General features: G+C 74.3%; 22 protein-coding genes and 2 tRNA genes. 8 read left to right on the top strand and 16 right to left on the bottom strand.

From position 1 onward, the window contains the following. Position 1 precedes the first annotated feature (1 nt). Positions 2-1,690, bottom strand: coding sequence for a DAK2 domain-containing protein (locus ACK8HX_RS01275; RefSeq protein ID WP_411938829.1), 1,689 nt, complete (start codon positions 1,688-1,690; stop codon positions 2-4). Between the two features lie 199 nt (positions 1,691-1,889). Between ACK8HX_RS01275 and rpmB the strand changes: the two genes are divergently transcribed. Beyond that, entirely contained in the window at positions 1,890-2,084 is a 195-nt protein-coding gene (rpmB, locus tag ACK8HX_RS01270) for a 50S ribosomal protein L28 (RefSeq protein ID WP_392542636.1), read from the top strand. 159 nt (positions 2,085-2,243) lie between these two features. On the opposite strand, the gene thiL is transcribed toward rpmB, so the two are convergent. Continuing rightward, positions 2,244-3,284 (bottom strand): thiamine-phosphate kinase, encoded by a 1,041-nt coding sequence (thiL, locus tag ACK8HX_RS01265; protein ID WP_411938828.1) that lies wholly within the window; start codon positions 3,282-3,284, stop codon positions 2,244-2,246. A 130-nt stretch (positions 3,285-3,414) separates the two neighbouring features. On the opposite strand from thiL, the gene ACK8HX_RS01260 reads away from it, so the two are divergent. Both ACK8HX_RS01260 and ACK8HX_RS01255 read left to right on the top strand, forming a co-directional pair. Continuing rightward, positions 3,415-3,648: an Lrp/AsnC family transcriptional regulator gene (locus ACK8HX_RS01260; protein WP_411938827.1), complete on the top strand. Its 234-nt coding sequence runs from the start codon at positions 3,415-3,417 to the stop codon at positions 3,646-3,648. Next, entirely contained in the window at positions 3,627-4,103 is a 477-nt protein-coding gene (locus ACK8HX_RS01255; RefSeq protein ID WP_411939331.1) for a DUF3515 family protein, read from the top strand. Before ACK8HX_RS01260 ends, ACK8HX_RS01255 begins: the two co-directional genes overlap by 22 nt. A 108-nt stretch (positions 4,104-4,211) precedes the next feature. Here the strand turns inward: ACK8HX_RS01255 and ACK8HX_RS01250 are convergent, their stop codons facing one another. Further along, a complete protein-coding gene (locus ACK8HX_RS01250) occupies positions 4,212-5,333 on the bottom strand; it encodes a D-alanine--D-alanine ligase family protein (protein ID WP_411938826.1) in 1,122 nt (373 codons plus the stop codon). A 72-nt stretch (positions 5,334-5,405) separates the two neighbouring features. Between ACK8HX_RS01250 and ACK8HX_RS01245 the strand changes: the two genes are divergently transcribed. Beyond that, positions 5,406-6,497: a trans-sulfuration enzyme family protein gene (locus ACK8HX_RS01245; protein WP_411938825.1), complete on the top strand. Its 1,092-nt coding sequence runs from the start codon at positions 5,406-5,408 to the stop codon at positions 6,495-6,497. 93 nt (positions 6,498-6,590) lie between these two features. Here ACK8HX_RS01245 and ACK8HX_RS01240 read toward each other — a convergent pair whose 3' ends face one another. Further along, positions 6,591-7,589: an NAD(P)H-dependent glycerol-3-phosphate dehydrogenase gene (locus tag ACK8HX_RS01240; protein WP_411938824.1), complete on the bottom strand. Its 999-nt coding sequence runs from the start codon at positions 7,587-7,589 to the stop codon at positions 6,591-6,593. After that, positions 7,586-8,344: a lysophospholipid acyltransferase family protein gene (locus ACK8HX_RS01235; protein WP_411938823.1), complete on the bottom strand. Its 759-nt coding sequence runs from the start codon at positions 8,342-8,344 to the stop codon at positions 7,586-7,588. The genes ACK8HX_RS01240 and ACK8HX_RS01235 overlap by 4 nt, the downstream gene beginning before the upstream one ends. A gap of 91 nt (positions 8,345-8,435) precedes the next feature. Between ACK8HX_RS01235 and cofC the strand changes: the two genes are divergently transcribed. Continuing rightward, positions 8,436-9,287: a 2-phospho-L-lactate guanylyltransferase gene (cofC, locus tag ACK8HX_RS01230; RefSeq protein ID WP_411938822.1), complete on the top strand. Its 852-nt coding sequence runs from the start codon at positions 8,436-8,438 to the stop codon at positions 9,285-9,287. 73 nt (positions 9,288-9,360) lie between these two features. On the opposite strand, the gene ACK8HX_RS01225 is transcribed toward cofC, so the two are convergent. The 3 genes from ACK8HX_RS01225 to leuC all read right to left on the bottom strand — a co-directional run bounded on the left by ACK8HX_RS01225 (position 9,361) and on the right by leuC (position 12,405). Then, positions 9,361-10,149 carry an HU family DNA-binding protein gene (locus tag ACK8HX_RS01225; protein WP_411938821.1) on the bottom strand — a complete coding sequence of 263 codons (789 nt, stop codon included), beginning with the start codon at positions 10,147-10,149 and terminating at the stop codon, positions 9,361-9,363. A gap of 247 nt (positions 10,150-10,396) precedes the next feature. Then, positions 10,397-10,987 (bottom strand): 3-isopropylmalate dehydratase small subunit, encoded by a 591-nt coding sequence (gene leuD / locus ACK8HX_RS01220; RefSeq protein WP_411938820.1) that lies wholly within the window; start codon positions 10,985-10,987, stop codon positions 10,397-10,399. Then, positions 10,987-12,405 (bottom strand): 3-isopropylmalate dehydratase large subunit, encoded by a 1,419-nt coding sequence (gene leuC / locus ACK8HX_RS01215; protein ID WP_411938819.1) that lies wholly within the window; start codon positions 12,403-12,405, stop codon positions 10,987-10,989. The genes leuD and leuC overlap by 1 nt, the downstream gene beginning before the upstream one ends. A 152-nt stretch (positions 12,406-12,557) precedes the next feature. Here leuC and ACK8HX_RS01210 point away from each other — a divergent pair, with 152 nt between their 5' ends. Both ACK8HX_RS01210 and ACK8HX_RS01205 read left to right on the top strand, forming a co-directional pair. Further along, on the top strand, positions 12,558-13,301 hold the full coding sequence (locus ACK8HX_RS01210; RefSeq protein WP_411938818.1) for an IclR family transcriptional regulator: 744 nt from the start codon (positions 12,558-12,560) through the stop codon (positions 13,299-13,301). Positions 13,302-13,534: 233 nt separating this feature from the next. After that, entirely contained in the window at positions 13,535-13,873 is a 339-nt protein-coding gene (locus ACK8HX_RS01205) for an NAD(P)-dependent oxidoreductase (protein ID WP_411938817.1), read from the top strand. A gap of 16 nt (positions 13,874-13,889) precedes the next feature. Here ACK8HX_RS01205 and ACK8HX_RS01200 read toward each other — a convergent pair whose 3' ends face one another. Next, positions 13,890-14,390 carry a monooxygenase family protein gene (locus ACK8HX_RS01200; protein ID WP_411938816.1) on the bottom strand — a complete coding sequence of 167 codons (501 nt, stop codon included), beginning with the start codon at positions 14,388-14,390 and terminating at the stop codon, positions 13,890-13,892. A 79-nt stretch (positions 14,391-14,469) separates the two neighbouring features. On the opposite strand from ACK8HX_RS01200, the gene ACK8HX_RS01195 reads away from it, so the two are divergent. After that, on the top strand, positions 14,470-15,081 hold the full coding sequence (locus ACK8HX_RS01195; protein WP_411938815.1) for a MerR family transcriptional regulator: 612 nt from the start codon (positions 14,470-14,472) through the stop codon (positions 15,079-15,081). Positions 15,082-15,259: 178 nt separating this feature from the next. Here the strand turns inward: ACK8HX_RS01195 and ACK8HX_RS01190 are convergent, their stop codons facing one another. The 7 genes from ACK8HX_RS01190 to ACK8HX_RS01160 all read right to left on the bottom strand — a co-directional run bounded on the left by ACK8HX_RS01190 (position 15,260) and on the right by ACK8HX_RS01160 (position 20,795). Beyond that, positions 15,260-16,156 (bottom strand): bile acid:sodium symporter family protein, encoded by an 897-nt coding sequence (locus ACK8HX_RS01190; RefSeq protein WP_411938814.1) that lies wholly within the window; start codon positions 16,154-16,156, stop codon positions 15,260-15,262. A gap of 125 nt (positions 16,157-16,281) precedes the next feature. Beyond that, positions 16,282-16,354 (bottom strand) — tRNA-Glu (locus tag ACK8HX_RS01185). A 106-nt stretch (positions 16,355-16,460) separates the two neighbouring features. Continuing rightward, positions 16,461-16,535 (bottom strand) — tRNA-Gln (locus ACK8HX_RS01180). 60 nt (positions 16,536-16,595) lie between these two features. Next, positions 16,596-17,357, bottom strand: a complete 762-nt coding sequence (locus tag ACK8HX_RS01175) for an HAD family hydrolase (protein WP_411938813.1) — start codon at positions 17,355-17,357, stop codon at positions 16,596-16,598. 11 nt (positions 17,358-17,368) lie between these two features. Further along, positions 17,369-18,940 (bottom strand): glutamate--tRNA ligase, encoded by a 1,572-nt coding sequence (gltX, locus tag ACK8HX_RS01170; protein WP_411938812.1) that lies wholly within the window; start codon positions 18,938-18,940, stop codon positions 17,369-17,371. A gap of 58 nt (positions 18,941-18,998) precedes the next feature. Next, positions 18,999-19,769, bottom strand: coding sequence for a fumarylacetoacetate hydrolase family protein (locus ACK8HX_RS01165; RefSeq protein ID WP_411938811.1), 771 nt, complete (start codon positions 19,767-19,769; stop codon positions 18,999-19,001). Between the two features lie 162 nt (positions 19,770-19,931). After that, positions 19,932-20,795 carry an SGNH/GDSL hydrolase family protein gene (locus ACK8HX_RS01160; protein WP_411938810.1) on the bottom strand — a complete coding sequence of 288 codons (864 nt, stop codon included), beginning with the start codon at positions 20,793-20,795 and terminating at the stop codon, positions 19,932-19,934. Between the last annotated feature and the right edge of the window lie 77 nt (positions 20,796-20,872).

Raw genomic sequence — 20,872 nt, 5'->3', positions numbered from 1 at the left:
CTCACTCCACCCCGATGAGGAGCGGGTAGACCGGCTGCCCGCCGTCGACGACGACGACCTCGAGGTCGGGCCGGTCGCGCTCGAGCGCCTCGGCGACCCGAGCGGCCAGACCGTCGGCGTCGGCGCCCTCGACGAGGGTGACGAGCTCGCCGCCGGGCGACAGCAGGCGGGCGAGGACGTCGGACGCGGCGTCGGCGAGGTCGGAGGCGAGGAACGCGACGTCGCCGTCGACGATGCCGAGGACGTCGCCGGGCCTGCAGACCCCGGCCCACGTCAGCGCCTCCTTGGACGCGACGGAGACGGCACCGTGACGCGTCGAGACGGCGGCACTCGTCATCGCGACGACGTTGGCGTGCAACGGTTTGGACGGGTCGAGGACCGCCAGTGCGGCGATGGCCTGGACGGTCGTGCGCGCCGGGACGACGTGGGTGTCGACGCCGTCGGCGGTCGCGGCCTCGGCGGCGATGCCGGCCGCGAGCAGGGTGTCCCTGTCGCCGGGGAGGAGGACGACCGCTGCGGCCCGGGTGCGCCGCACGGCCTCGAGGAGCTGGCCGGCGCTGGCACGCTGCCCTGGTCCACTCGGGACGACGACCGCGCCGGCCTCCTCGAGCAGCGCCGCGATGCCGGGACCGGCGGAGCAGGCGACGACGCCGATGGACGCGACGGGCTCACGGCGCGCGACCTGGCTGTCGAAGTGGGTGATCCGGATGCGTTCGGGCCGCCCGGCGGCGATGCCGGCCTCGACGGCCGCCCCCGGGTCGTCGACGTGGACGTGGACGTTCCAGAGGTCGGGCCCGCCGACGACGAGGAGGGAGTCGCCGAGGGCGTCGAGGGCGGTGCGCAGGGTGTCGACCCGCTCGGGCGTGGAGTCGAGGAGGAGGTACATCACCTCGTACGCGGGTCCGTCGCCGATCCGCTGCTCGCGGTCGAGGGCATCGTGGCCCGGCAGGGAGGCGGTGGAGTCGGCGTGCGGGCGCTCGGGACGCCACTCGCCGCGGCGGAGCAGGCCGGGCCCGCCGCCGAGGAGGTCGGAGTCGCTGACGCTCCACTTGTCCGTGACGATGCTGAGCAGGGCCTCGAGGAGGAGGACGCACCCGGCGCCGCCGGCATCGACGACCCCGGCCCGCGCGAGCACCTCGAGCTGGTCGGGGGTGTGGGCGAGCGCCTCCTGGGCGGCGTCGACCGCGGCCTCGACGACGTCCGCCAGGGTGGAGCCGGCCTCGGCCGCCTCCACGGCGGCGGCCGCCGCGGCATCGGCGACGGTGAGGATCGTCCCCTCCTGGGGGTGGGCGACGCTGGCCCGCGCCGATGCCGCCCCTCGTGCGAGCGCCTCGGCGACGAGGACGGCGTCGGCCTCCTCGACCTCGGCGTCGACCACGGCGTCGCACAGGCCCCCGACGAGCTGGCTGACGATGACGCCGGAGTTGCCTCGCGCGGAGAGCAGGATGGCCCGCTTGAGAGAGCGGCACTCCTCGACGAGGGTCGCGTGGCCGAGGACGCCCGCGGCCTCGTGCGCGGCGACGACCTCGTCGATGGCGGCGTCGAGGGTGAGGTAGAGGTTGGTGCCGGTGTCGCCGTCCGGCACCGGGAAGACGTTGAGGGCGTCGATCTCGGTGCGCCGTGCCGCCAGGGCCGCCCGGGTGAGCAGCGCCCAGTGGCGGGCGTCGGCGGCGGTGAGGACGTCGGGCACGCGCCCACGGTAACGGTCGCCGGCGTCACCGCCCCGGAGGCGCCGGCCGTCGGGGTCGAGGGCGCCCCGGCAGGCGGCTCCCCCGCGCCCGGACGCCGTTTTGGTGGGCCGGGTGGGACTCGGCTACGCTGTACAGGTTGCGTGCGCGCCATCGCGCCGCCGACGACCACCCGTTCAGAACTTTCGTAGGAGATCACCCGTGGCTGCCAACTGCGACGTCTGCGGCAAGGGCCCCGGTTTCGGGCACAGTGTCTCGCACTCCCACCGCCGGACCAAGCGCCGCTGGAACCCGAACATCCAGCGCGTCAAGGCACTGGTCGGCGACGCCGGTGTGACCCCGAAGCGACTCAACGTCTGCACCTCCTGCCTCAAGGCGGGCAAGGTCAAGCGCTGACCCCCTGACGCACCCCGGAACGGGCGGCCTCCCTCGCGGAGGCCGCCCGTTCCGTCTGTCCGCCACTGGGTCGAGGGGGTCGAGGTGGTCGAGCGGCATCCGGCACCGGCGGGACACCTCGACCGGACGGACCCCGAGCGTGTCCCGGGCCGCACGCGGTCAGGGGTGACCCGCGAAGTGGTCCCACCCCGGGGCGTTCGGGACGACGCCGTCGACCGTGACACGCGGGCCGTCCTCGCCCGCCTCGACGACCCGCCCGATGACATGCCACGGCTCCTCGCCGCCGGGGGGCAGCGAGGACTCGCCGGCGAAGCACCCCACGAGGGCGTGCTCCTCGCCGCCGGCGAGCACCTGGCGCAGCGCCTCCTCCGCCCCGAGCGCCACCGTCAGGGCCCCGGAGGCGTACCGCGACCGCAGCACCGCCCCGGACAGGTCCACGGACACCCCGCTCGCGGAGGCGATGCGGCCGACGTCGGTGACGAGCCCGTCGGAGACGTCGACGAGGGCGTGCGCGCCAGCCTCGGCCGCCTCGGGCCCGACCCCCCACGGCGCCACGGGGGCGCGGTGGTGCCGCATCAGCGCACGGACGGCGAGCGAGCGGTCGTCGAGGACGCCGGTCCACCCGGCCCCGTCGGGATCGACCTCTCCGGCCAGGTACAGGGCGAGCCCGCCCCCGGACAGCCCCAGGGACCCGCACGCCGCGACGACGTCGCCCACGCGGGCCCCCGACCGCAGCACGGGAGGACGCCCGCGCAGGTCCCCGAGCGCGGTCACGGAGACGACGACCACGCCGGGCGGTCCGGAGGACAGGTCGCCGCCGACGACGGGAGCCGACGCGGCGGCAGCCACGGACGCGATCCCCCGCGACAGCCCGACGGCCCAGTCGACGTCGAGCTCGGGGTCGGCGACCAGCGAGACGAGCAACCCGGTCGGTGCGGCCCCCATCGCGGCGACGTCGGCGAGGTTCTGCGTCGCCATCTTGACCCCGACGTCGTGGGCGCTCGACCACTCGTCGCGCCAGTCGCGCCCGCGCACCATCGAGTCGGTCGTGGCGACGACGGTGCCCGACGGCGCGCCCACGACGGCGGCGTCGTCGCCGGGGCCCACGGGCACCGAACCCCAGGCCGGCGGGGTCGCCGCGGCGTACACCGGGAACACCCGGGCCAACAGCTCGGCCTCGCTGAGATCGCGCAGGCGCATCGGACCAACCCTCCCGAGACGTGGGGACCACCGGCACGGTAGCGTCTGCAGCGCGCCGGTCACGACGGGCGCCCCCGACCCCGGGACCGCCCAGCCGGCCCCGATCCCCACACGAAGAGGTGGCAGCACAGTGGTACAGGCCTACATCCTGATCCAGACCGACGTCGGCCGTGCGGCGACGGTGGCCCAGGCGATCGCCGGCATCGAGGGCGTGGCGCTGGCCGAGGACGTCACCGGCCCCTACGACGTCATCGCGCGCGTCGAGGCGCCGACGGTCGACGAGCTCGGCAAGCTCGTCATCGCGAAGATCCAGGACGTCGAGGGCATCACCCGGACCCTCACCTGCACGGTGGTCCACGTCTGATCCGGACACCCCGAAGCCTCACGACGGCGGTCGCGCTCGGCGCGGCCGCCGTCGCGCTGTCGGCCTGCTCCTCCGGGGTCGAGGTGACGGTCCCGGGCCGCGGGTCGAGCCCGGTCTGCGCCACCGCGGGCATCCTCTGGCCGAGCGAGCTCTCCGGGATGGAGCGCCGCGACACCTCCCCCTCGAACCCCGCCGTCGCCGCCTGGGGCGACCCACCGGTCATCGCCCGCTGCGGCGTCGCCGCGCCGGCGCCGACCGAGACCGAGTGCCTGGAGGTCGACGGCGTGGGCTGGATCCCGACGCCGCTGTCCGACGGGACCCGCTTCACCTCGTTCGGCACCGAGCCGGCGATCGAGGTGCTCGTCCCGCGCGACCACGCTCCCGGCGGCCTGCTGCTCCCGGCGTTCTCCGAGGCCGTGCGCACCCTCCCGCCCAACGGCCTCCGGTGCCGCTGACCCTCCCGCGCCCCAGCTTTCCCGCCTCATGCCAGAAGGTTCGGTGGGGCACCCCGAAGTTCGGGGTGCCCCACCGAAGGTTCCGGCACCAGGCGGGAAAGCTGGGACTCAGCGCAGGCCGGTGCGGCGGGCGAGCGCGAGCCCGACGAGCTCGTCGATGAGCTCGGGATAGGCGAGCCCCGTCGCGGCCCACATCCGCGGGTACATCGAGCTGGGGGTGAAGCCCGGCATCGTGTTGAGCTCGTTGACGACGACGTCGCCGTCCTCGGTGAGGAAGAAGTCGACCCGCGCCAGGCCCTCGCAGCCCGCCACGTCGAACGCCTGCGCCGCCATGCAGCGGATGAGCGCGGCGGTCTCCTCCGGCACGTCGGCCGGGCACTCGAGCCGGACGTCGTCGGCGGCCAGGTACTTGGCCTCGAAGTCGTAGAAGTCGTGGTTCTGCACGACGATGCACTCGCCCAGCTCGCTCGTGCGGGGGGCGTCGGTGCCGCGCCCCTCGAGGACGCCGCACTCGATCTCGCGACCGAAGACCGCCGCCTCGACGACGACCTTGGGGTCGTGCTCGCGCGCGGCCTCGATCGCGGCCTCCAGACCGGAGGCGTCGGTCACGCGCGTGATCCCCATGCTCGACCCGGCCCGTGCCGGCTTGACGAACACCGGCCACGACAGCCCGTGCACGGCGTCCATCGCCGCGGCCCTGTCGCGCTGCCACTCCTTGTCGGTGATGACGACGTACGGCCCCACCGGCAGCCCGGCCGAGGCGAGGAGCACCTTCATGACGTGCTTGTCCATCATCGCCGCGGAGGCGGTGACGCCGGACCCGACGTAGCGCACGTCAGCGAGGTCGAGCAGACCCTGGATCGTGCCGTCCTCGCCGAAGGGGCCGTGGAGGAGCGGGAAGACGACGTCGACCTCGCCGAGGCTGCGCGGCGGCGAGCCCGGCTCGTGGACGACGAGGGTGCGGTCCGTGGCCGACGTCGGGACGATGACCGAGGCCGCCGTCGTCGAGACCTCCGGCACGTGCTCGGCGGTGAGGCGCAGGGCAGCGGGGTCGTCGGGCGCGAGGACCCAGTGGCCGTCCCGGGCGATGCCGACCGGCACGACCTCGTACCGGTCGCGGTCGAGTGCCTCGAGGACGCTCGCCGCCGTCGCGCAGGACACGGCGTGCTCGGACGACCGACCGCCGAACACGAGGGCGATCCGGACCTTGTCGGTGGGGCTGTCACTCATCGCGGACGACCCTACCCGGCGGTACCCCGGACGCCGGCCACCGCGTGCGCCCCCACGGCCTACCCTGACCGCGTGACCGACTCCCCCGCCCCGCAGGACCCTCTCGCCCCTGCCACCCGCGTCGTGGCCCTCGGCCGCGAGGACGCACCGGGAGCGCAGGTCGGCGCCCCGCTCGTCCTCACCTCCACCTACCGCGCAGGCGGCGACGCCGTCTACGCCCGCACGGCCAACCCGACGTGGACCGCCTTCGAGACCGCCCTGGGCTCCCTCGAGGGCGGCGACGCGCTCGTCTTCGCCTCCGGGATGGCGGCGGTCGCCGCGTCCCTCTCCCTCGTCCCGCACGGCGGGGTCGTCGTCGCGCCCGACTCGGCGTACAACGGCGTCGTCTCCACGCTCGCGGCGCGCGAGGCGGCGGGTGAGGTCGAGGTGCGCCGGGTCGACGTCACCGACACCGGCGCGGTCGTCACCGCGCTCGACGGCGCGTCCCTGGTGTGGCTGGAGTCGCCGACGAACCCCCTCCTCGAGGTCGCCGACCTCCCGGCGGTCCTCGGGGCGGCCCGAGAGCGCGGCGTCCTCTCGGTCGTCGACAACACCTTCGCCACCCCACTGCTGCAGCGCCCCCTCGAGGACGGCGCGGACCTCGTCGTGCACTCGGTGACGAAGTACCTCTCCGGCCACAGCGACGTCGTCCTCGGGGCCACCGTCACCGCCCCCACCGACGCCGGCCGCGCCCTCCGCGAGCGCCTCCTCACCCACCGCGTCCTCCACGGCGCGATCGCCGGGCCGCTCGAGGTGTGGCTGGCCCTGCGCGGCCTGCGCACGCTCCACCTGCGGGTCGAGCGCGCCCAGGCCTCCGCGGCCGTCCTCGCCGAGCGGCTGCGCGCGCACCCCGCCGTCGAGCGGGTCCGTCATCCCGGCTGGGGTGCCATCGTCTCCGTCGAGGTCGCGGGCGGCGCCGACGCGGCCGAGCGGGCAGCCGACGCCACCCGCGTCTGGGTCCACTCGACGAGCCTGGGCGGCGTCGAGAGCCAGCTCGAGCGGCGCCGGCGCATCCCCACCGAGCCGCTGGCGGTCCCGGAGAACCTCATCCGGCTGTCGGTCGGCATCGAGGACGTCGACGACCTCTGGCGCGACCTCGACCAGGCGCTGCGCAGCGTCCTGTGACGAGCCCTGCGCCATCGAGTGGCCACGACACGCTGATGAACGGGACGGTTCGTCAGCGTGTCGTGGCCACTCGACCGCTGCAGTGGGATGGCGTCAGGCCGTCTCGGCCTTGCGGGGCCGCGACAGCAGCGCGGTGACGACCTCCTGGGTCGTGCGGTCGTGCTGGATCATCGCGTCGACCTGCTCGATGATCGGCACGTCGACGTCGTGCTTGCGGGCCAGCTCGAGGATCGACGTGCACGACTTCACGCCCTCGGCCGTCTGCTTGGTCACCGCGACGACCTCGGAGACCGCCATCCCCTGGCCGAGCCGCACCCCGAACGAGTGGTTGCGCGACAGCGGCGACATGCACGTGGCGATGAGGTCACCGACCCCGGCCAGGCCGGCGAAGGTCGCGGCCTCCCCGCCCAGCGCCATCCCGAGCCGCATCGTCTCGGCGAGCCCGCGGGTGATGATCGACGCCTTGGAGTTGTCGCCCATCCCCAGCCCCTCGGCCATGCCGACAGCGAGGGCGATGACGTTCTTCACGGCTCCGGCGATCTCGGTGCCGACGACGTCGCCGGTCGTGTAGGGCCGGAAGTAGGGGGCGGCGCACGCGGCTGCCACCCGCTCGGCCATCTCCGCGCTCGAGCACGCCACGGTCGAGGCGGCCGGCTGCTTGACGGCGATCTCGCGCGCGAGGTTCGGCCCCGAGACGACGGCGATCCGGTCCGGCTCGACCCCGCCCACCTCGGCGATGACCTCGGACATCCGCTTCGTGGTCCCGAGCTCCACGCCCTTCATCAGCGACACGACCGCGGCGTCGCGGGGCAGGGCCGACCCCCACGCACCGAGGTTGTCGCGCAGCGTCTGCGACGGGACGGCGAGGACGACGACGTCGGCGCCAGCAGCGGCCTCCGCCGGGTCGCTCGTGGCGCGCACGGTCGAGGGCAGGCGCAGCTCGGGGAGGTAGTCCTCGTTGCAGCCGGCGTTGATCTGGGCGACGACCTCGGGGCGCCGGCCCCACATCGTCACGGTCGTGCCGGCATCCGCCAGCACCGAGGCGAACGCGGTGCCCCAGCTGCCCGTGCCGTAGACCGCCGCCGTCGTCATGAGGCCTCCTCGAGGGGTCGGGGCTTGCCGGTGCTCGTGATGCCGTGGCGGCGCGGGTCGAAGCGGGCCGCCGGGGCGCGCTCGCCCCGGATGGCCTCGAGCTCGTGGGTCAGGGCAGCCATGATCCGGGACGTCGCCTCGGTGAGGACCTCGGCGGAGATGGGCCGGTCGTACAGGTCGGTGAGGTCGACCGGTACGCCCGCGTGGACCGTCATCCGCTTGCGCGGGAGGAGGCGCAGCCGCTTCGAGTACGGCGCGAGGACGTCGGCGGCGCCCCACGTGGCGATCGGCACGACGGGGCAGCGCGTCTCGAGGGCCACCCGGGCGGCGCCGGTCTTGCCCCGCATCGGCCACAGCCCGGGGTCGCGGGTCAGGGTGCCCTCGGGGTAGATCGCGACGGTCTTGCCCGCCCGGACGGCGGCGACGGCAGAGCGGAAGGCGTCCGAGGCCCGGCCTGTCTCGCGGTGGACCGGGATCTGGTCGGCGCCGCGCAGGACGGCCCCGACGACCGGCACGCGGAAGACCTCGATCTTGCCGAGGTAGCGCGGGGCGTAGCCGTGGTCGACGAGGTAGTGCCCGAAGACGAGCGGGTCCAGGTGCGAGTAGTGGTTGGTCACCGCGACGAACCCGCCTTCGCGGGGCAGGTTCTCGGCACCGGTCCACTGCCGGGTCGTGAAGAGCATGAGGAGCGGCCGGAGGACGGCGACGGCGAACCGGTAGGCGGGGGGCCGGGAGTGGTCCGTGGGGGTCGTCACGCGCTGCCTTCCGAGGGGTCGGGGTCACCGCATTGTGGTCCGCGGGTGGGTCGATGTCGAGCGTGCCACGTGCAGTTGCGAGGATCACCCCGTGCGTGAACACGGGCCCGGCTGGGCCGTGGTCGTCCCGGTCCGGGGCGGCCCGCTGGCGAAGAGCCGCCTCGACCTGCCGATGGGCACCCGCGAGGTGCTCGCCGACGCGTTCGCGCGTGACACGGTCGCCGCCCTCCTCGCGTCCGGTGCCGTGGGGGACGTCCTCGTCGTCACCGGTGATGCCGAGGTCGCCACCTGGGCGTCGGGGACCGGCGCGCAGGTCGTGGACGACCCCTCCGGCGGGCTCGACGCGGCGGTCGCGGCGGGGGTCTCCGCAGCAGTGGCCGCGGGGCCGCGCGACGTGGCCGTCGTCCTCGGCGACCACCCCGCCCTGCGGGCCGAGGAGGTCGACACCGCCCTCGCCGCCGCCGATGGGCACGGGCGGGCCGTCCTCCCCGACCTGGACGGGACCGGGACCGCCCTGCTCACGATGCGGTCCGCGACGACGCCGGGACCCACGGCGTTCGGCCCCGGGAGCGCCGGCGCCCACGCGGGGATGGGCCACACCGTCCTCCACCTCGACGTCCCTGGGCTGCGCACCGACGTCGACGACGCGGCGTCGCTCGCCCGGGCGACCCTGCTCGGCCTCGGCGCGGCGACCCGTGCGGCGCTGGGGCGCGCTACCCTTCCCGGCGTGCAGGCCACCATCCACCGGGTCGAGGACGACGGGTCCGGCGCCGCCCTCCTCGACGACGGCGTCGAGGTCGTCGTGCCCCCGGGCGCGGCAGAGGCGAGCGGGCTGCGGCACCTACGGGTCGGCCAGCGCGTCAGCGTCGAGCTCGACGAGGCCGGACGGGCTGCGACGCGGGTATGGATCGTCGGGATCGGCCCCGGGGAGACGATCCGCTAGTCACCGCGCGCGCCGCGGCGGCGCCGGCCTGGGCCGGACACCGCCGCGGGGTCGTGCTGCTCGACGACGCGCGTCAGCGCGCCGACTTCCTGGCCGTGGCCTTCTTGGCCGGGGCCTTCTTGGCGGGTGCGGCCTTCGCCGGGGCCTTCTGGGCGGCCGTCCTGGCCGCGGCCTTGGCCGGGGCCTTCTTGGCGGGAGCCTTCTTCGCCGGCGCGGCCTTCGTGGCGGCTGCCTTCGCCGGGGCCTTCTTCGCGGGTGCGGCCTTCGCCGGGGCCTTCCTGGCCGCCGTCTTGGCGGGTGCCTTCTTGGCGGGAGCCCTCTTCGCCGGCGCGGCCTTCGTGGCGGCTGCCTTCGCCGGGGCCTTCCTCGCGGGTGCGGCCTTCGCCGGGGCCTTCCTGGCCGCCGTCTTGGCGGGTGCCTTCTTGGCGGCTGCCTTGGCAGGGGCCGCAGCGGCCTTCGCCGTCGTGGCCGCGGCCCTCCTGGCCGTCGACGCGACCTTCTTGGCGGCCTTGACCGGAGCGGCGGCTGCGGCCGCGGCCGTCCCGGCAGCGGCGCGACCCGTGGCTGGCGCCGACTTCGGCAGGCCGCTCGGCTTCTTCACGTACGACTTGAACGAGGTGCCGGCCCGGAAGCGGGGCGCCTTCGACTTGGGGATCTTCACCGACGTACCGGTGTGCGGGTTGCGACCCGTCCGGGCCGCGCGCTCGACGCGGTCGAACGTGCCGAAGCCGGTGATCGAGACCTTCCCCCCACGCACGACCTCACGGACGATGGTGTCGAGAACGGCCTCCAGGGACTCGGTCGCCGCCCTGCGGCTGCCGAGTCGCTTCTCCAGCTCCTTGACGAGATCTGCCTTGTTCACCGTGGATCCACTCCCACTCGTGACTGGCGCCGGGAGGGCCCGACGACGGTGGCGTACCCGGCGGACACCGGGACTTGCCACTGACGCTAGAACTGCTCGCGCCGTGAGTCCACCATTGCGTCGGCGTGTTTTCTGCTGTGGCACACAGCCTTTCGGTGCTCCGCAGGGCCTCCGCGGCGCGCAGAGACAACGACAGCGGACCCCGACCGGAGTCGAGATCCGCTGTCGCAGAACGGTTCTGGTGGTGTCAGGCGTCGACCCTGGGCTTCCAGGAGGGCCGCGTCGACTCGTACTCGGTGATGGTGTCGGCGTGACGCAGCGTCAGGCTGATGTCGTCGAGCCCCTCGAGGAGGCGCCACCGCGTGTAGTCGTCGACCTCGAACGGGGCCACGAGGTCGCCGGCCGTCACCGTGCGCGACTCGAGGTCGACCGTGACCGACGTCCCGGGCTCGTTCTCGAGCAGCTTCCACAGCAGCTCGACGTCGTCCTGGGCGCACTGCGCGGTGAGGAGCCCGCCCTTGCCGCTGTTGCCGCGGAAGATGTCGGCGAAGCGCGAGGAGATGACGACCCGGAAGCCGTAGTCCATGAGCGCCCAGACGGCGTGCTCGCGCGAGGAGCCGGTGCCGAAGTCGGGGCCGGCCACGAGGACGGACCCGGCCGCGTACCGGGGGTCGTTGAGGACGAAGGTCTCGTCGGCGCGCCAGGCGGCGAACAGGCCGTCCTCGAACCCCGTGCGCGTCACCCGCTTGAGGTAGACCGCCGGGATGATCTGGTCGGTGTCGACGTTGCTGCGGCGCAGCGGGACCCCGAGTCCGGTGTGGCTGGTGAACTTCTCCATCAGACGAGCTCCTCCTCGCGCACGGGCTCGAGGTCCGCGGGGCTCGACAGCGTCCCGCGCACCGCGGTGGCCGCGGCGACGAGCGGGCTGACGAGGTGCGTGCGGCCGCCCTTGCCCTGGCGGCCCTCGAAGTTGCGGTTCGACGTCGACGCGCTGCGCTCCCCCGGCGCGAGCTGGTCGGGGTTCATCCCGAGGCACATCGAGCAGCCGGGCAGGCGCCACTCGGCCCCCGCCTCGGTGAAGACCTTGTCCAGCCCCTCGCCCTCGGCCTGCAGCCGCACCCGCGCCGACCCGGGCACGACGAGCATCCGCACGCCCTCGGCGACCTTGCGGCCCTTGATGACCTCGGCGGCGGCGCGGAGGTCCTCGATGCGCCCGTTGGTGCACGACCCGACGAAGACGGTGTCGACGTGGACCTCGCGCAGCGGGGTGCCGGCCGTCAGGCCCATGTACTCGAGGGCGCGGCGAGCGGCGACCTTGTCGTTCTCGTCGCCCATGAGCTCGGGGTCGGGCACGGCCTCGCCGAGGGGAGAGCCCTGGCCGGGGTTGGTCCCCCACGTGACGAAGGGCGTCAGGGTGGCGGCGTCGAGGACGACCTCCTCGTCGAAGACGGCGTCGTCGTCGCTGCGCAGCTCGCGCCACGCGGCGACTGCGGCGTCCCAGTCGGCGCCGGTGGGCGCGTGGTCGCGGCCCTTGAGGTAGGCGAACGTCGTCTCGTCGGGGGCGATCATCCCCGCCCGGGCGCCGGCCTCGATGGACATGTTGCACACCGTCATCCGGGCCTCCATCGACAGCGCACGGATGGCGCTGCCGCGGTACTCGATGACGTGGCCCTGGCCGCCGCCGGTGCCGATCTTCGCGATGACGGCGAGGACGATGTCCTTCGCGGTGACACCCTCGGACAGCTCGCCGTCGACGGTGACCGCGAGCGTGCGGAACGGCTTCAGGGGCAGGGTCTGGGTCGCCAGGACGTGCTCGACCTCGGAGGTGCCGATGCCGAGCGCGAGCGCGCCGAACGCACCGTGCGTCGAGGTGTGGCTGTCGCCGCAGACGATCGTCATGCCCGGCTGGGTGAGCCCGAGCTGCGGGCCGACGACATGCACGATGCCCTGCTCGACGTCCCCCATCGGGTAGAGGCGCACGCCGAACTCCTCGCAGTTGCGGCGCAGGGTCTCGACCTGGGTGCGGCTCACGGGGTCGGTGATGGGTCCCGGCGTGGTGGGGACGTTGTGGTCCTCGGTGGCGAGGGTGAGGTCGGTGCGGCGCACCGGTCGCCCGGCGAGCCGGAGGCCGTCGAAGGCCTGCGGGCTCGTCACCTCGTGGAGGAGGTGGAGGTCGATGTAGAGCAGGTCCGGCTCCCCGTCCCCACGTCGCACGACGTGCGACTCCCACACCTTCTCGGCCAGCGTTCCGGCCATCCTCGACACCTCCACGGTCGCGCTGGCCCCGAGGGCGCGCGTTCTGGTCAACGGCAGGACGGCGCACACCGCGCCATCGCCTCCGTCGAGGTTTGCACCGTTGGGAGGTCGATGGATGTGCGTCTCATCGTTTGGGACGCTAATATCAAGACATGGACAACACTTCCGGGGTCGGCGTCCTCGACAAGGCGGCCATCGTCCTCAGTGCCCTCGAGGCCGGACCGTCGACCCTCGCACAGCTCGTCACGGCCACCGGCCTGGCCCGCCCGACCGCCCACCGCCTGGCCGTCGCGCTCGAGCACCACCGCCTCGTGACCCGCGACCTCCAGGGCCGGTTCGTCCTCGGGCCGCGCCTCGGCGAGCTCGCGGCCGCGGCCGGCGAGGACCGCCTCCTCGCCGCCGCCGGGCCCGTGCTCGGCGCGCTGCGCGACCACACGAACGAGAGCGCCCAGCTCTTCCGCCGCCAGGGCGAGTACCGCGTGTGCGTCTCGGCGGCCGAGCGGCCCGTCGGCCTGCGCGACTCCATCCCCGTCGGCGCGACGCTGTCGATGCGCGCCGGGTCGGCCGCCCAGGTGCTCCTCGCGTGGGAGGAGCCCGACCGGCTGCACCGCGGCCTCCAGGGCGCCGCCTTCACGGCGACCGCGCTGTCCGGGGTCCGCCGCCGCGGCTGGGCGCAGAGCGTCGGCGAGCGCGAGCCCGGGGTCGCGTCGGTGTCGGCCCCGGTCCGCTCCCCCTCGGGCCGGGTCATCGCCGCCGTGTCGATCTCCGGACCCATCGAGCGCCTCTCGCGCCAGCCCGGCCGGCTCCACGCCGCGACCGTCATCGCCGGCGCGAACAAGCTGACCGAGGTGCTGGCCCGTCACGCGGCCCAGCAGGAGGCGCAGAACAACGCCTGACGCCGGGCGCCGTGCGCGCACCCCGTCACCGGCCCGAAGGGACCCCGCGAACGTGGGTGAAGATCGTCGGTGGGGCGACGGTTGTCACCCACGTTCGCGGGAGCGAGAGCGGGCGCCGGCGCCGGCGACGGCGACGGCGATGCAACACGGAGTTCACATCCGGGAACGGCGGTGGCAACACGGTGGGGGCAGTCTGCGGACAGCCCCACCGGATGCCGCGCAGAGGAGCCGCCATGTCCCTGACCCCCGCCCAACGCGTCGCGGTCCGGGACCGGACCCGGCTGCTCGGGTTCCCGCGGTCGGGGCGCCGCGCCATCGTCGTCGGCGGCGGGCCGACGGCAGCCCGACGGGCTGCGGCCCTCACCCGGTCGGCACTGCCGGTGACCGTCTTCGCGCCCTCGCTGTGCGACGACGTCTTCGACCTCCTCGCCGAGCGGCTCGTCACGTGGGAGAACCGCTGGCCGACGCCCACCGACCTCGGGGACGCCTGGCTCGTCCACGCGGCCACCGGCGACCCCGAGCTCGACGCCCGCGTCTGCTCGTGGGCCGCGAGCCTGCGCGCCTCCGCGTGACCGCGCCGGCCCGGGGTCAGCCGGGGCGGTGCTGGGCCATCCGCTCGCGGGCGGTCTCCCCGCGGCGCCGGACCGGGACGACGCCCGCGAGGCGGGCGAGCCCGAACGGGCGCGGGCCCGAGTAGATGCTCTCCACCGCGCCGGCCGGGACGGTGTACGTCTCGTGCCAGATGGTCACGGCCCCGGGGTCGTCCTTGGCGGCCTTGTAGAACTCCAGCCACGCCGGCCGGTGCCGCAGCGAGTCGGAGTTCGCGTAGGCGTAGATGTCCTCGACGCTGCGCCACCACTGGATGACGGTGGGCCCACCGAGGTCGATGGTCGTCCGGCTGCCGAGGTAGCCGAGGTGCTCCTCCTCGCCCCGCTCTGCCGCGGCCCTGTTGCGCTCGAGCTCGGCGATCATCCCCGCCATCGGCGCCGAGGCCCGTCGCACGGTGCGGACCTTCCACGGCTGGTGGATCCGCACCCCGATGAGGAAGAGGGCGAGCGGCCCGTCGTACGCGTGGGTGACCCGGTCCATGACGCCTCCGTTGGATAGTGTTGCTGCCTGATGCCACCATCATGGATAGTGGCACTATCCGATGTCAAGGAGGAGCCGAATGCGGATCTCGGAGCTCGCCGAGGTGAGCGGGGTCCCCGTGCACACGCTCAAGTACTACCTGCGCGAGGGGCTGCTCATGCCCGGCGTCCCGGTGAGCCGCACGCGCGCCGACTACGGGCCCGAGCACCTCACCCGGGTGCACCTCGTCCGGGCCCTCGTCGAGCACGGCGGGGTCGGCATCGCCGGTGTGCACCGCATCCTCGAGGCCCTCGACAGCCCGCCCCCGTCGCGTCACGAGCTGCTCGGGGTCGCGCACGGCACCCTCGTCGGACCAGCCGAGGCCCAGGACGCCACGCCCCCCGACCCGGCGGTCACCGCCGTCGTCGCCGCACTCGGCTGGGGCGTCGAGGACTGCGTGCCCGTCGTCCGGCGCCTCTCGGAGGCGGTCGTGCGCGCCCGCGCCGCGGGCGTCGAGCTGCCTGACGAGGACCTCCTCCGCTACGCCGAGGCGATGCGCGCCGTGGCGCGCGTCGACCTCGACGTCGCGGGGCGTGCCCGCTCGGCCGAGGAGGCGATGCGCACGGTCGTGCTCGGCACCGTGCTCGTCGACCCCGTCCTCGTCGTGCTGCGGCGCCTCGCCCAGGAGGCCGAGAGCGCCACCCGCCCCTGAGCCGGGGCCCTGCACGTCGCGACCTACCGCCTGGTCAGGGTCGTGATCACAGCACTGACCAGGCGGTAGGTCACGATGGAGGCACGGGGGTGAGGGTTCAGGGGCGCGGAGGGCGCGGGGACGAGGGGGTCAGGGGGACGCGGGGGCGAGGGGGTCAGGGGGCGCGGGGGGCGCGGGATCAGGGGGTGGCCGCCCGGGCGGACGTGGGCGAGGCGTCGCGGTCGAGGAGCCCGCTGCGCCGCAGGGCGAGGCCGAACAGCGCGGCGACCGGGAACATGACGATGCCGTACACCGCCGGCGGGACGCCCATCGTCGTGTTGCCGAGGACGGTGAGCGCCACCGCGATCGCCAGCGTCGAGTTGTGGATGCCGATCTCGAACCCGCTCGCCACGCACTGGGGCGGCGTGAGCCCGAGCAGCCGCGGCAGGAAGAACCCGACCGCGAGCGACAGGGCGCAGAACAGCGTCGTCACGAGGCCGACCTGGGCGAAGTACTCGCCGACGTTCTCCTCCCCGAGGATCGCGCCGACGACGACGAGGAAGAGCAGCACGGCGGAGGCGACGCGCACCGGGCGGTCGGCGGCAGCGGCGAACCTCGGTGCGCGAGAGCGGACCAGCATGCCGATGGCCACCGGGACGAGGACGACCGCGAACACCTGGAGCAGCTTGCTCACCTGCATCCCGATCCCGGAGCCCTCGTCGAGGTAGCGCGCGATCGCGAGGTTGACGACGACCGGCAGGGTCACGAGCGCGAGCACGGAGTTGACGGCCGTGAGGGTGATGTTGAGGGCGACGTCCCCGCGGAAGAGGTGGCTGAACAGGTTGGCCGTCGTCCCGCCGGGCGAGGCGGCCAGCAGCAGCAGGCCCACCGCCAGCTCGGGCGCGAGCCCGAAGAGCTCGGCGAGGGCGAACCCGATGACGGGGAGCAGGACGACCTGGCAGGCGAGGATGACCGCGACCGCCTTCGGGTGCCGAGCGACCCGACGGAAGTCGTCGGGGGTCAGTGCCAGGCCGAGGCCGAACATGATGACCGCGAGGGCGAGGGGCAGTCCGACGGAGACGAGAGCGGAGTCCACTGGTCCTCCAGGGCCGTGGGCGCGCCGTCGCGCCGGGGGCCCGATCATGGCGAACGCACAGGGACGGGTCAAGGACCGGGACACGACGAAGGCCCGGTCCTGGTGGACCGGGCCTTCGACCGATGTAGCCCCGACGGGATTCGAACCCGCGCTACCGCCTTGAGAGGGCGGCGTGCTAGGCCACTACACAACGGGGCCGTGTGGCTGTTGCCGGGCTGCTTCTCAGCGGCCGGGCAACGGAGAAGAACCTTACCGAACGGGCGGGATTTCTCCGAATCGCTCCGGCGGCGGGCGCCGGTCGCGATGGCTGGGGTACCAGGACTCGAACCTAGAACGGATGAACCAGAATCACCAGTGTTGCCAATTACACCATACCCCATGGGGTATGCCGTCCGACTCCGCCGGGGGCGGGCGCCGAGCGGCGAACCGAGTGGAGATACTACCCAGCCCCTCCCCCGCGTCCCAAATCGCGGAGGGCGACGACCTCGGCCAGCGAGTGCAGGACGGGGATGCCGCGCGCGAGCACCTCGGCGCCGGGCCCCGCGGTCGGGGCGTCGTCGCGCACGAGCCACGCCGCGGGCATCCCCGCGTCGTCCGCGCCGAGCGGGTCGGTGCGCGCCTCGTCGCCGACGTAGCCGGTGCGCGCGGGGTCGGTGCCGAGGCGGCGGCAGGCCTCGTGGAAGGCGCGGGCGTCGGGCTTGCCGACGCCCAGGGTGTCGGTGCTGCACACGACGTCGAAGAGCCCGTCGAGTCCCGCGGCCTCGAGCTTGGTCGCCGTGTAGGCCGAGGACGAGTTCGTGAGGATGCCGACCCGCACCCCGTCGCGGTGGAGCGCGTCGAGCACCGGGCGGACGTCGTCGAACGCGACGAGCGCCCCGTGGAAGGCCGGCTCGTAGGCCGCCTCGAACCTGTCCCAGAGGTCGTCGGTGACGTCCTGCTCGAGCCAGGTCGCCAGCTCGGCGATCCGGGCCCGGCGCATCTCGGCGAACTCCAGCTCACCGCGCGTGTAGGCGGCGAAGTGGCCCTCGGGGTCGTCGCGGAACCGCACACCCGCCCGGGCCACCCGCTCGGGGTCGGCGTCGGGCCACAGCGAGGCCGCGGCCTCCGCCCCGGCCGCGTGCATCGCCGCGCGGGTGTCGTAGAGGGTGTCGTCGGCGTCGAGGAGGACCCCCTCGACCCCGGCCCACGCGCGGGCCGTCACGTCGGCGACCGTCACAGGGTGGCGCGCAGGGTCGCGAGGCGGGTCAGGGTCGCGGTCTTGCCGAGGATCTCCATCGACTCGAAGAGGGGCGGTGAGACCCGGCGCCCGGACACGGCGGTCCGGAGCGGGCCGAACGCGAACTTCGGCTTGATGCCGAGCCCGTCGACGACCGCCGCGCGCAGGGCCGCCTCGATGGGCCCGGCCGTCCACGACGCCTGTGAGCCCAGGACGCCGGAGTGCTCGTCGGGCAGGGCCCCGAGCGCCTCGGCGGCGGCGTCGAGCACCTGCGCGGCGTCCTCCGTGAGCTGGGCCCGGGCGTCGTCGGCCACCTCGACCGCGTCGTCCGGGACGTAGAAGGGCGCCACGAGGTCGGTGGCCTCGGTGAGGTGCGCCATCCGGGTCTGGATCAGCTCGGTGACCGCGCGCAGCCGGGCCAGCTCGCCGAGCGAGGGCGACTCGGGGAGGACGCCGTCGGCGACGAGGAAGGGCAGCAGGCGCGAGGCGAGGTCGTCGACCTCGAGGCGCCGGATGTGGACGCCGTTGAGCCAGTCGAGCTTCTTGAGGTCGAAGATCGGGCCGACCGGGTTGACCTCCGACCACGAGAACCGCGCGGAGAACTCCTCCGGCGTGAACACCTCGACGTCCTCGCCCTCGGCGCCCTCGGCCGGTGGGTAGGCCAGCAGCGCCAGGAAGTTGACGAGCGCCTCGGGGAGGTAGCCCTCCTCGCGGAACCACGTCAGCCGGGCGGCGGGGTTCTTCCGCTTGGAGATCTTCGACTTGTCGGTGTTGCGCAGGAGCGGCATGTGCGCGAACCGCGGCGGCTCGAGGCCGAGCCACTGGTAGAGCAGCACGTGCTTCGGGGTCGAGGAGATCCACTCCTCGCCGCGCACGACGTGGGTGATGCCCATCTCGTGGTCGTCGACGACGACGGCGAGGTGGTAGGTGGGGAAGCCGTCGGCCTTGAGGATGACCTGGTCGTCCGGCCGCGGCGCCGAGACCCGCCCGCGGATGAGGTCGTCGAAGACGAGCGGCGCGTCATCGGGGATGAGCATCCGCACGACGGGGGTCTCGGAGAACCCGGGGAGGGCGCGGCGCTCGTCCTCGGTCCGCCCGACGCAGAGGCGGTCGTACCCGGTGGGCTGCTTGAGCCGCTGCTGCTCCTCGCGCATCGCGGCGAGCCGCTCGGTGGAGCACCAGCAGTGGTACGCCCTGCCCTCGGCGAGGAGCCGCTCGACGTAGGGGCGGTAGGTGTCGAGTCGCTCGCTCTGGCGGTAGGGGGCACAGGGGCCGCCGACGTCGGGCCCCTCGTCCCAGGTGAGCCCGAGCCAGTGGAGGGTGTCGAAGACCTGCTGCTCGGAGTCGGCGCGGAACCGCGCGCGGTCGGTGTCCTCGATGCGCAGGACGAACCGGCCACCCTGCTGGCGCGCGAACGCGAGGTTGAACAGCGACATGTACGCCGTGCCGACGTGCGGGTCGCCGGTGGGCGACGGCGCGACGCGCAGCCGCACGGCGCCGGGCAGGCCCTCCCCCGGCTTCTCGAGGGTCGTTTCGGGGGTGCTGCCGGTGCCGGTGGAGTCGCTCATGGTGGGGCCAGCCTAGTGACGGGTGGCGCGCCGGCCGACGCCGACCGCCGGTCCGGGTTCAGTGGCGGACGAAGGGGTTGGACAGGGTGCCGATGCCGTCGACCTCGACCTCGACCCGCTGGCCGGGCCGGACCGCGCCGACGCCGGCAGGCGTGCCGGTGAGGATGACGTCGCCGGGCAGGAGCGTGAACGCCTTGGACGCGTGGCTGATGAGCTCCGCCGTGCCGTGGACCATGTCCGAGGTCGGGGCGTCCTGGACGACCTCGCCGTCGAGCCGCGTCGTCAGGTGCTGCGCGCCCGGGTCGAGGTCGGTCTCGATCCACGGGCCGAGCGGGCAGAAGGTGTCGAAGCCCTTGGCGCGCGCCCACTGGCCGTCGCTGCGCTGGAGGTCGCGGGCCGTGACGTCGTTGGCGACGGTGTAGCCGAACACGACGCCGAGGGCGTCCTCCGGCTCGACGTCCTTGCACATCCGCCCGATGACGACGGCCAGCTCGCCCTCGTAGTGGACCTCAGCGCTCTGCGGCGGCATGACGACCGGGTCGCCGGGGCCGATGACGGCGGTGTTGGGGACGAGGAACATCAGCGGCTCCTCGGGTGCCTCACCGCCCATCTCGGCCGCGTGGTCGGCGTAGTTGCGCCCGATGCCGATGACCTTGCTGCGCGGGATGACGGGGGCGAGGAGGCGGACGTCCTCGACCTCGTGGACCGTGCCGGTGAGCTCGATCCGCTGGTAGAGCGGGTCGCCGGTGATCTCGGCGATCTTCTCCCCCGACCCGTCGACGAGCCCGTAGGTCGGGTCCTCACCCGTGGTGAACCTCGCGATGCGCATGACCGCCAGCCTAGGGCCGCCCTCGCCGGGCCTGGACGGCGGTGGCGCATCCCAGATCGGCGCGAACGTGGGTGAAGACCGTCGGCCTGGCGACGATCTTCACCCACGTTCGCGGGGCGTGCGGGGGGTGCGGAGGGTGCGGGGTGTGCGGGGTACGGGCGTTCAGAGGCGGGCCACGACCGCGGTCGCCATCACGGCGTAGCCGGTGTCGTTCGCATGGATGTCGTTGCGCGTGCACATCCACGTCCAGGCGCAGATGGTCGCGACGTTGCGTGGCACGGTGCCCAGCCCCGGCACCGTGACCGGGGTGGTGTCGGTGCTGCGGAAGGCGGTGGCGACGTCGGCGACCTCGGCGCCCGCCGCGGCGGCCGCCGCGCCGATGACGGCGTTGAGCGTCGCCTGGAGGACGGCCGACTGCGCCGCGAGCGCCTGGCCCGCGGGCCCGGTGAGGTAGGCGGCGAGGAACGGGTTGTAGTAGTTCGCCACGACGACCCGCGCGCCGGGGGCGGCGGCGCGCAGCTGCGCCAGCACGGCGGGGAGGATGCGCTGCACGTCGGCCAGCCCGCGCTGGACGCAGGGGAGGTCGATCGCCACGGGGTCGCGGCTGACGCACCGTTGGACGTCGTTGGCGCCGATGTCGATCGTCACGACGCGGGTGAAGCGGCCGTGGGCCCCGAGGAACTCCAGCGCCTGGGCCAGCTGGGTGCCCTCCTCGTAGGCGCACCGGCCACCCTCGACCATCGTCACGGCCGTCTCACCGCTGCACGCGATGTTGACGAGGGTCGTCTTCGGCGTGGCCGCGCGGACCGCGTCGAGGACGCCCCCCACGTAGCCGCCGGTGGGGTCGTCGCCGCGGTCGGGCTGGTAGCCGGCGGCCAGCGAGTCACCGAGGGCGAGGTACCAGCCGGTCGCCCGGTCCACCCCCTGGGGTGCGGGCTCGGCGTGCGCGGGGCCGGCCAGCACCCCCGTGAGGACGAGCGCGGCGACCGCCGCGAGCCAGGGTGCGGGCCAGGTGCGACGGTGCATGGGTGACCTCCCGATCGAGCCGATCCCCGGACCCTAGGGCCGCACCGAGGTGCTGGGAAGCCCCGGCGCCACAGCGC

Origin of the sequence: Oryzobacter faecalis (assembly GCF_046764005.1) — a bacterium.
Lineage (GTDB): Bacteria > Actinomycetota > Actinomycetes > Actinomycetales > Dermatophilaceae > Oryzobacter > Oryzobacter faecalis.
The sequence above is the reverse complement of the archived record's forward strand: the minus strand, read 5'-3'. Positions and strand labels throughout refer to the sequence as shown.

Coding starts and splice junctions, on each gene's coding strand:
- thiL (WP_411938828.1), bottom strand. CDS start 3,284: ATGCGCCTGCGCGATCTCAGCGAGGCCGAGCTGTTGGCCCGGGTGTTC.
- ACK8HX_RS01250 (WP_411938826.1), bottom strand. CDS start 5,333: ATGAGTGACAGCCCCACCGACAAGGTCCGGATCGCCCTCGTGTTCGGC.
- ACK8HX_RS01240 (WP_411938824.1), bottom strand. CDS start 7,589: ATGACGACGGCGGCGGTCTACGGCACGGGCAGCTGGGGCACCGCGTTC.
- leuD (WP_411938820.1), bottom strand. CDS start 10,987: ATGGAGAAGTTCACCAGCCACACCGGACTCGGGGTCCCGCTGCGCCGC.
- leuC (WP_411938819.1), bottom strand. CDS start 12,405: ATGGCCGGAACGCTGGCCGAGAAGGTGTGGGAGTCGCACGTCGTGCGA.
- ACK8HX_RS01210 (WP_411938818.1), top strand. CDS start 12,558: ATGGACAACACTTCCGGGGTCGGCGTCCTCGACAAGGCGGCCATCGTC.
- ACK8HX_RS01205 (WP_411938817.1), top strand. CDS start 13,535: ATGTCCCTGACCCCCGCCCAACGCGTCGCGGTCCGGGACCGGACCCGG.
- ACK8HX_RS01200 (WP_411938816.1), bottom strand. CDS start 14,390: ATGGACCGGGTCACCCACGCGTACGACGGGCCGCTCGCCCTCTTCCTC.
- ACK8HX_RS01195 (WP_411938815.1), top strand. CDS start 14,470: ATGCGGATCTCGGAGCTCGCCGAGGTGAGCGGGGTCCCCGTGCACACG.
- gltX (WP_411938812.1), bottom strand. CDS start 18,940: ATGAGCGACTCCACCGGCACCGGCAGCACCCCCGAAACGACCCTCGAG.
- ACK8HX_RS01165 (WP_411938811.1), bottom strand. CDS start 19,769: ATGCGCATCGCGAGGTTCACCACGGGTGAGGACCCGACCTACGGGCTC.
- ACK8HX_RS01160 (WP_411938810.1), bottom strand. CDS start 20,795: ATGCACCGTCGCACCTGGCCCGCACCCTGGCTCGCGGCGGTCGCCGCG.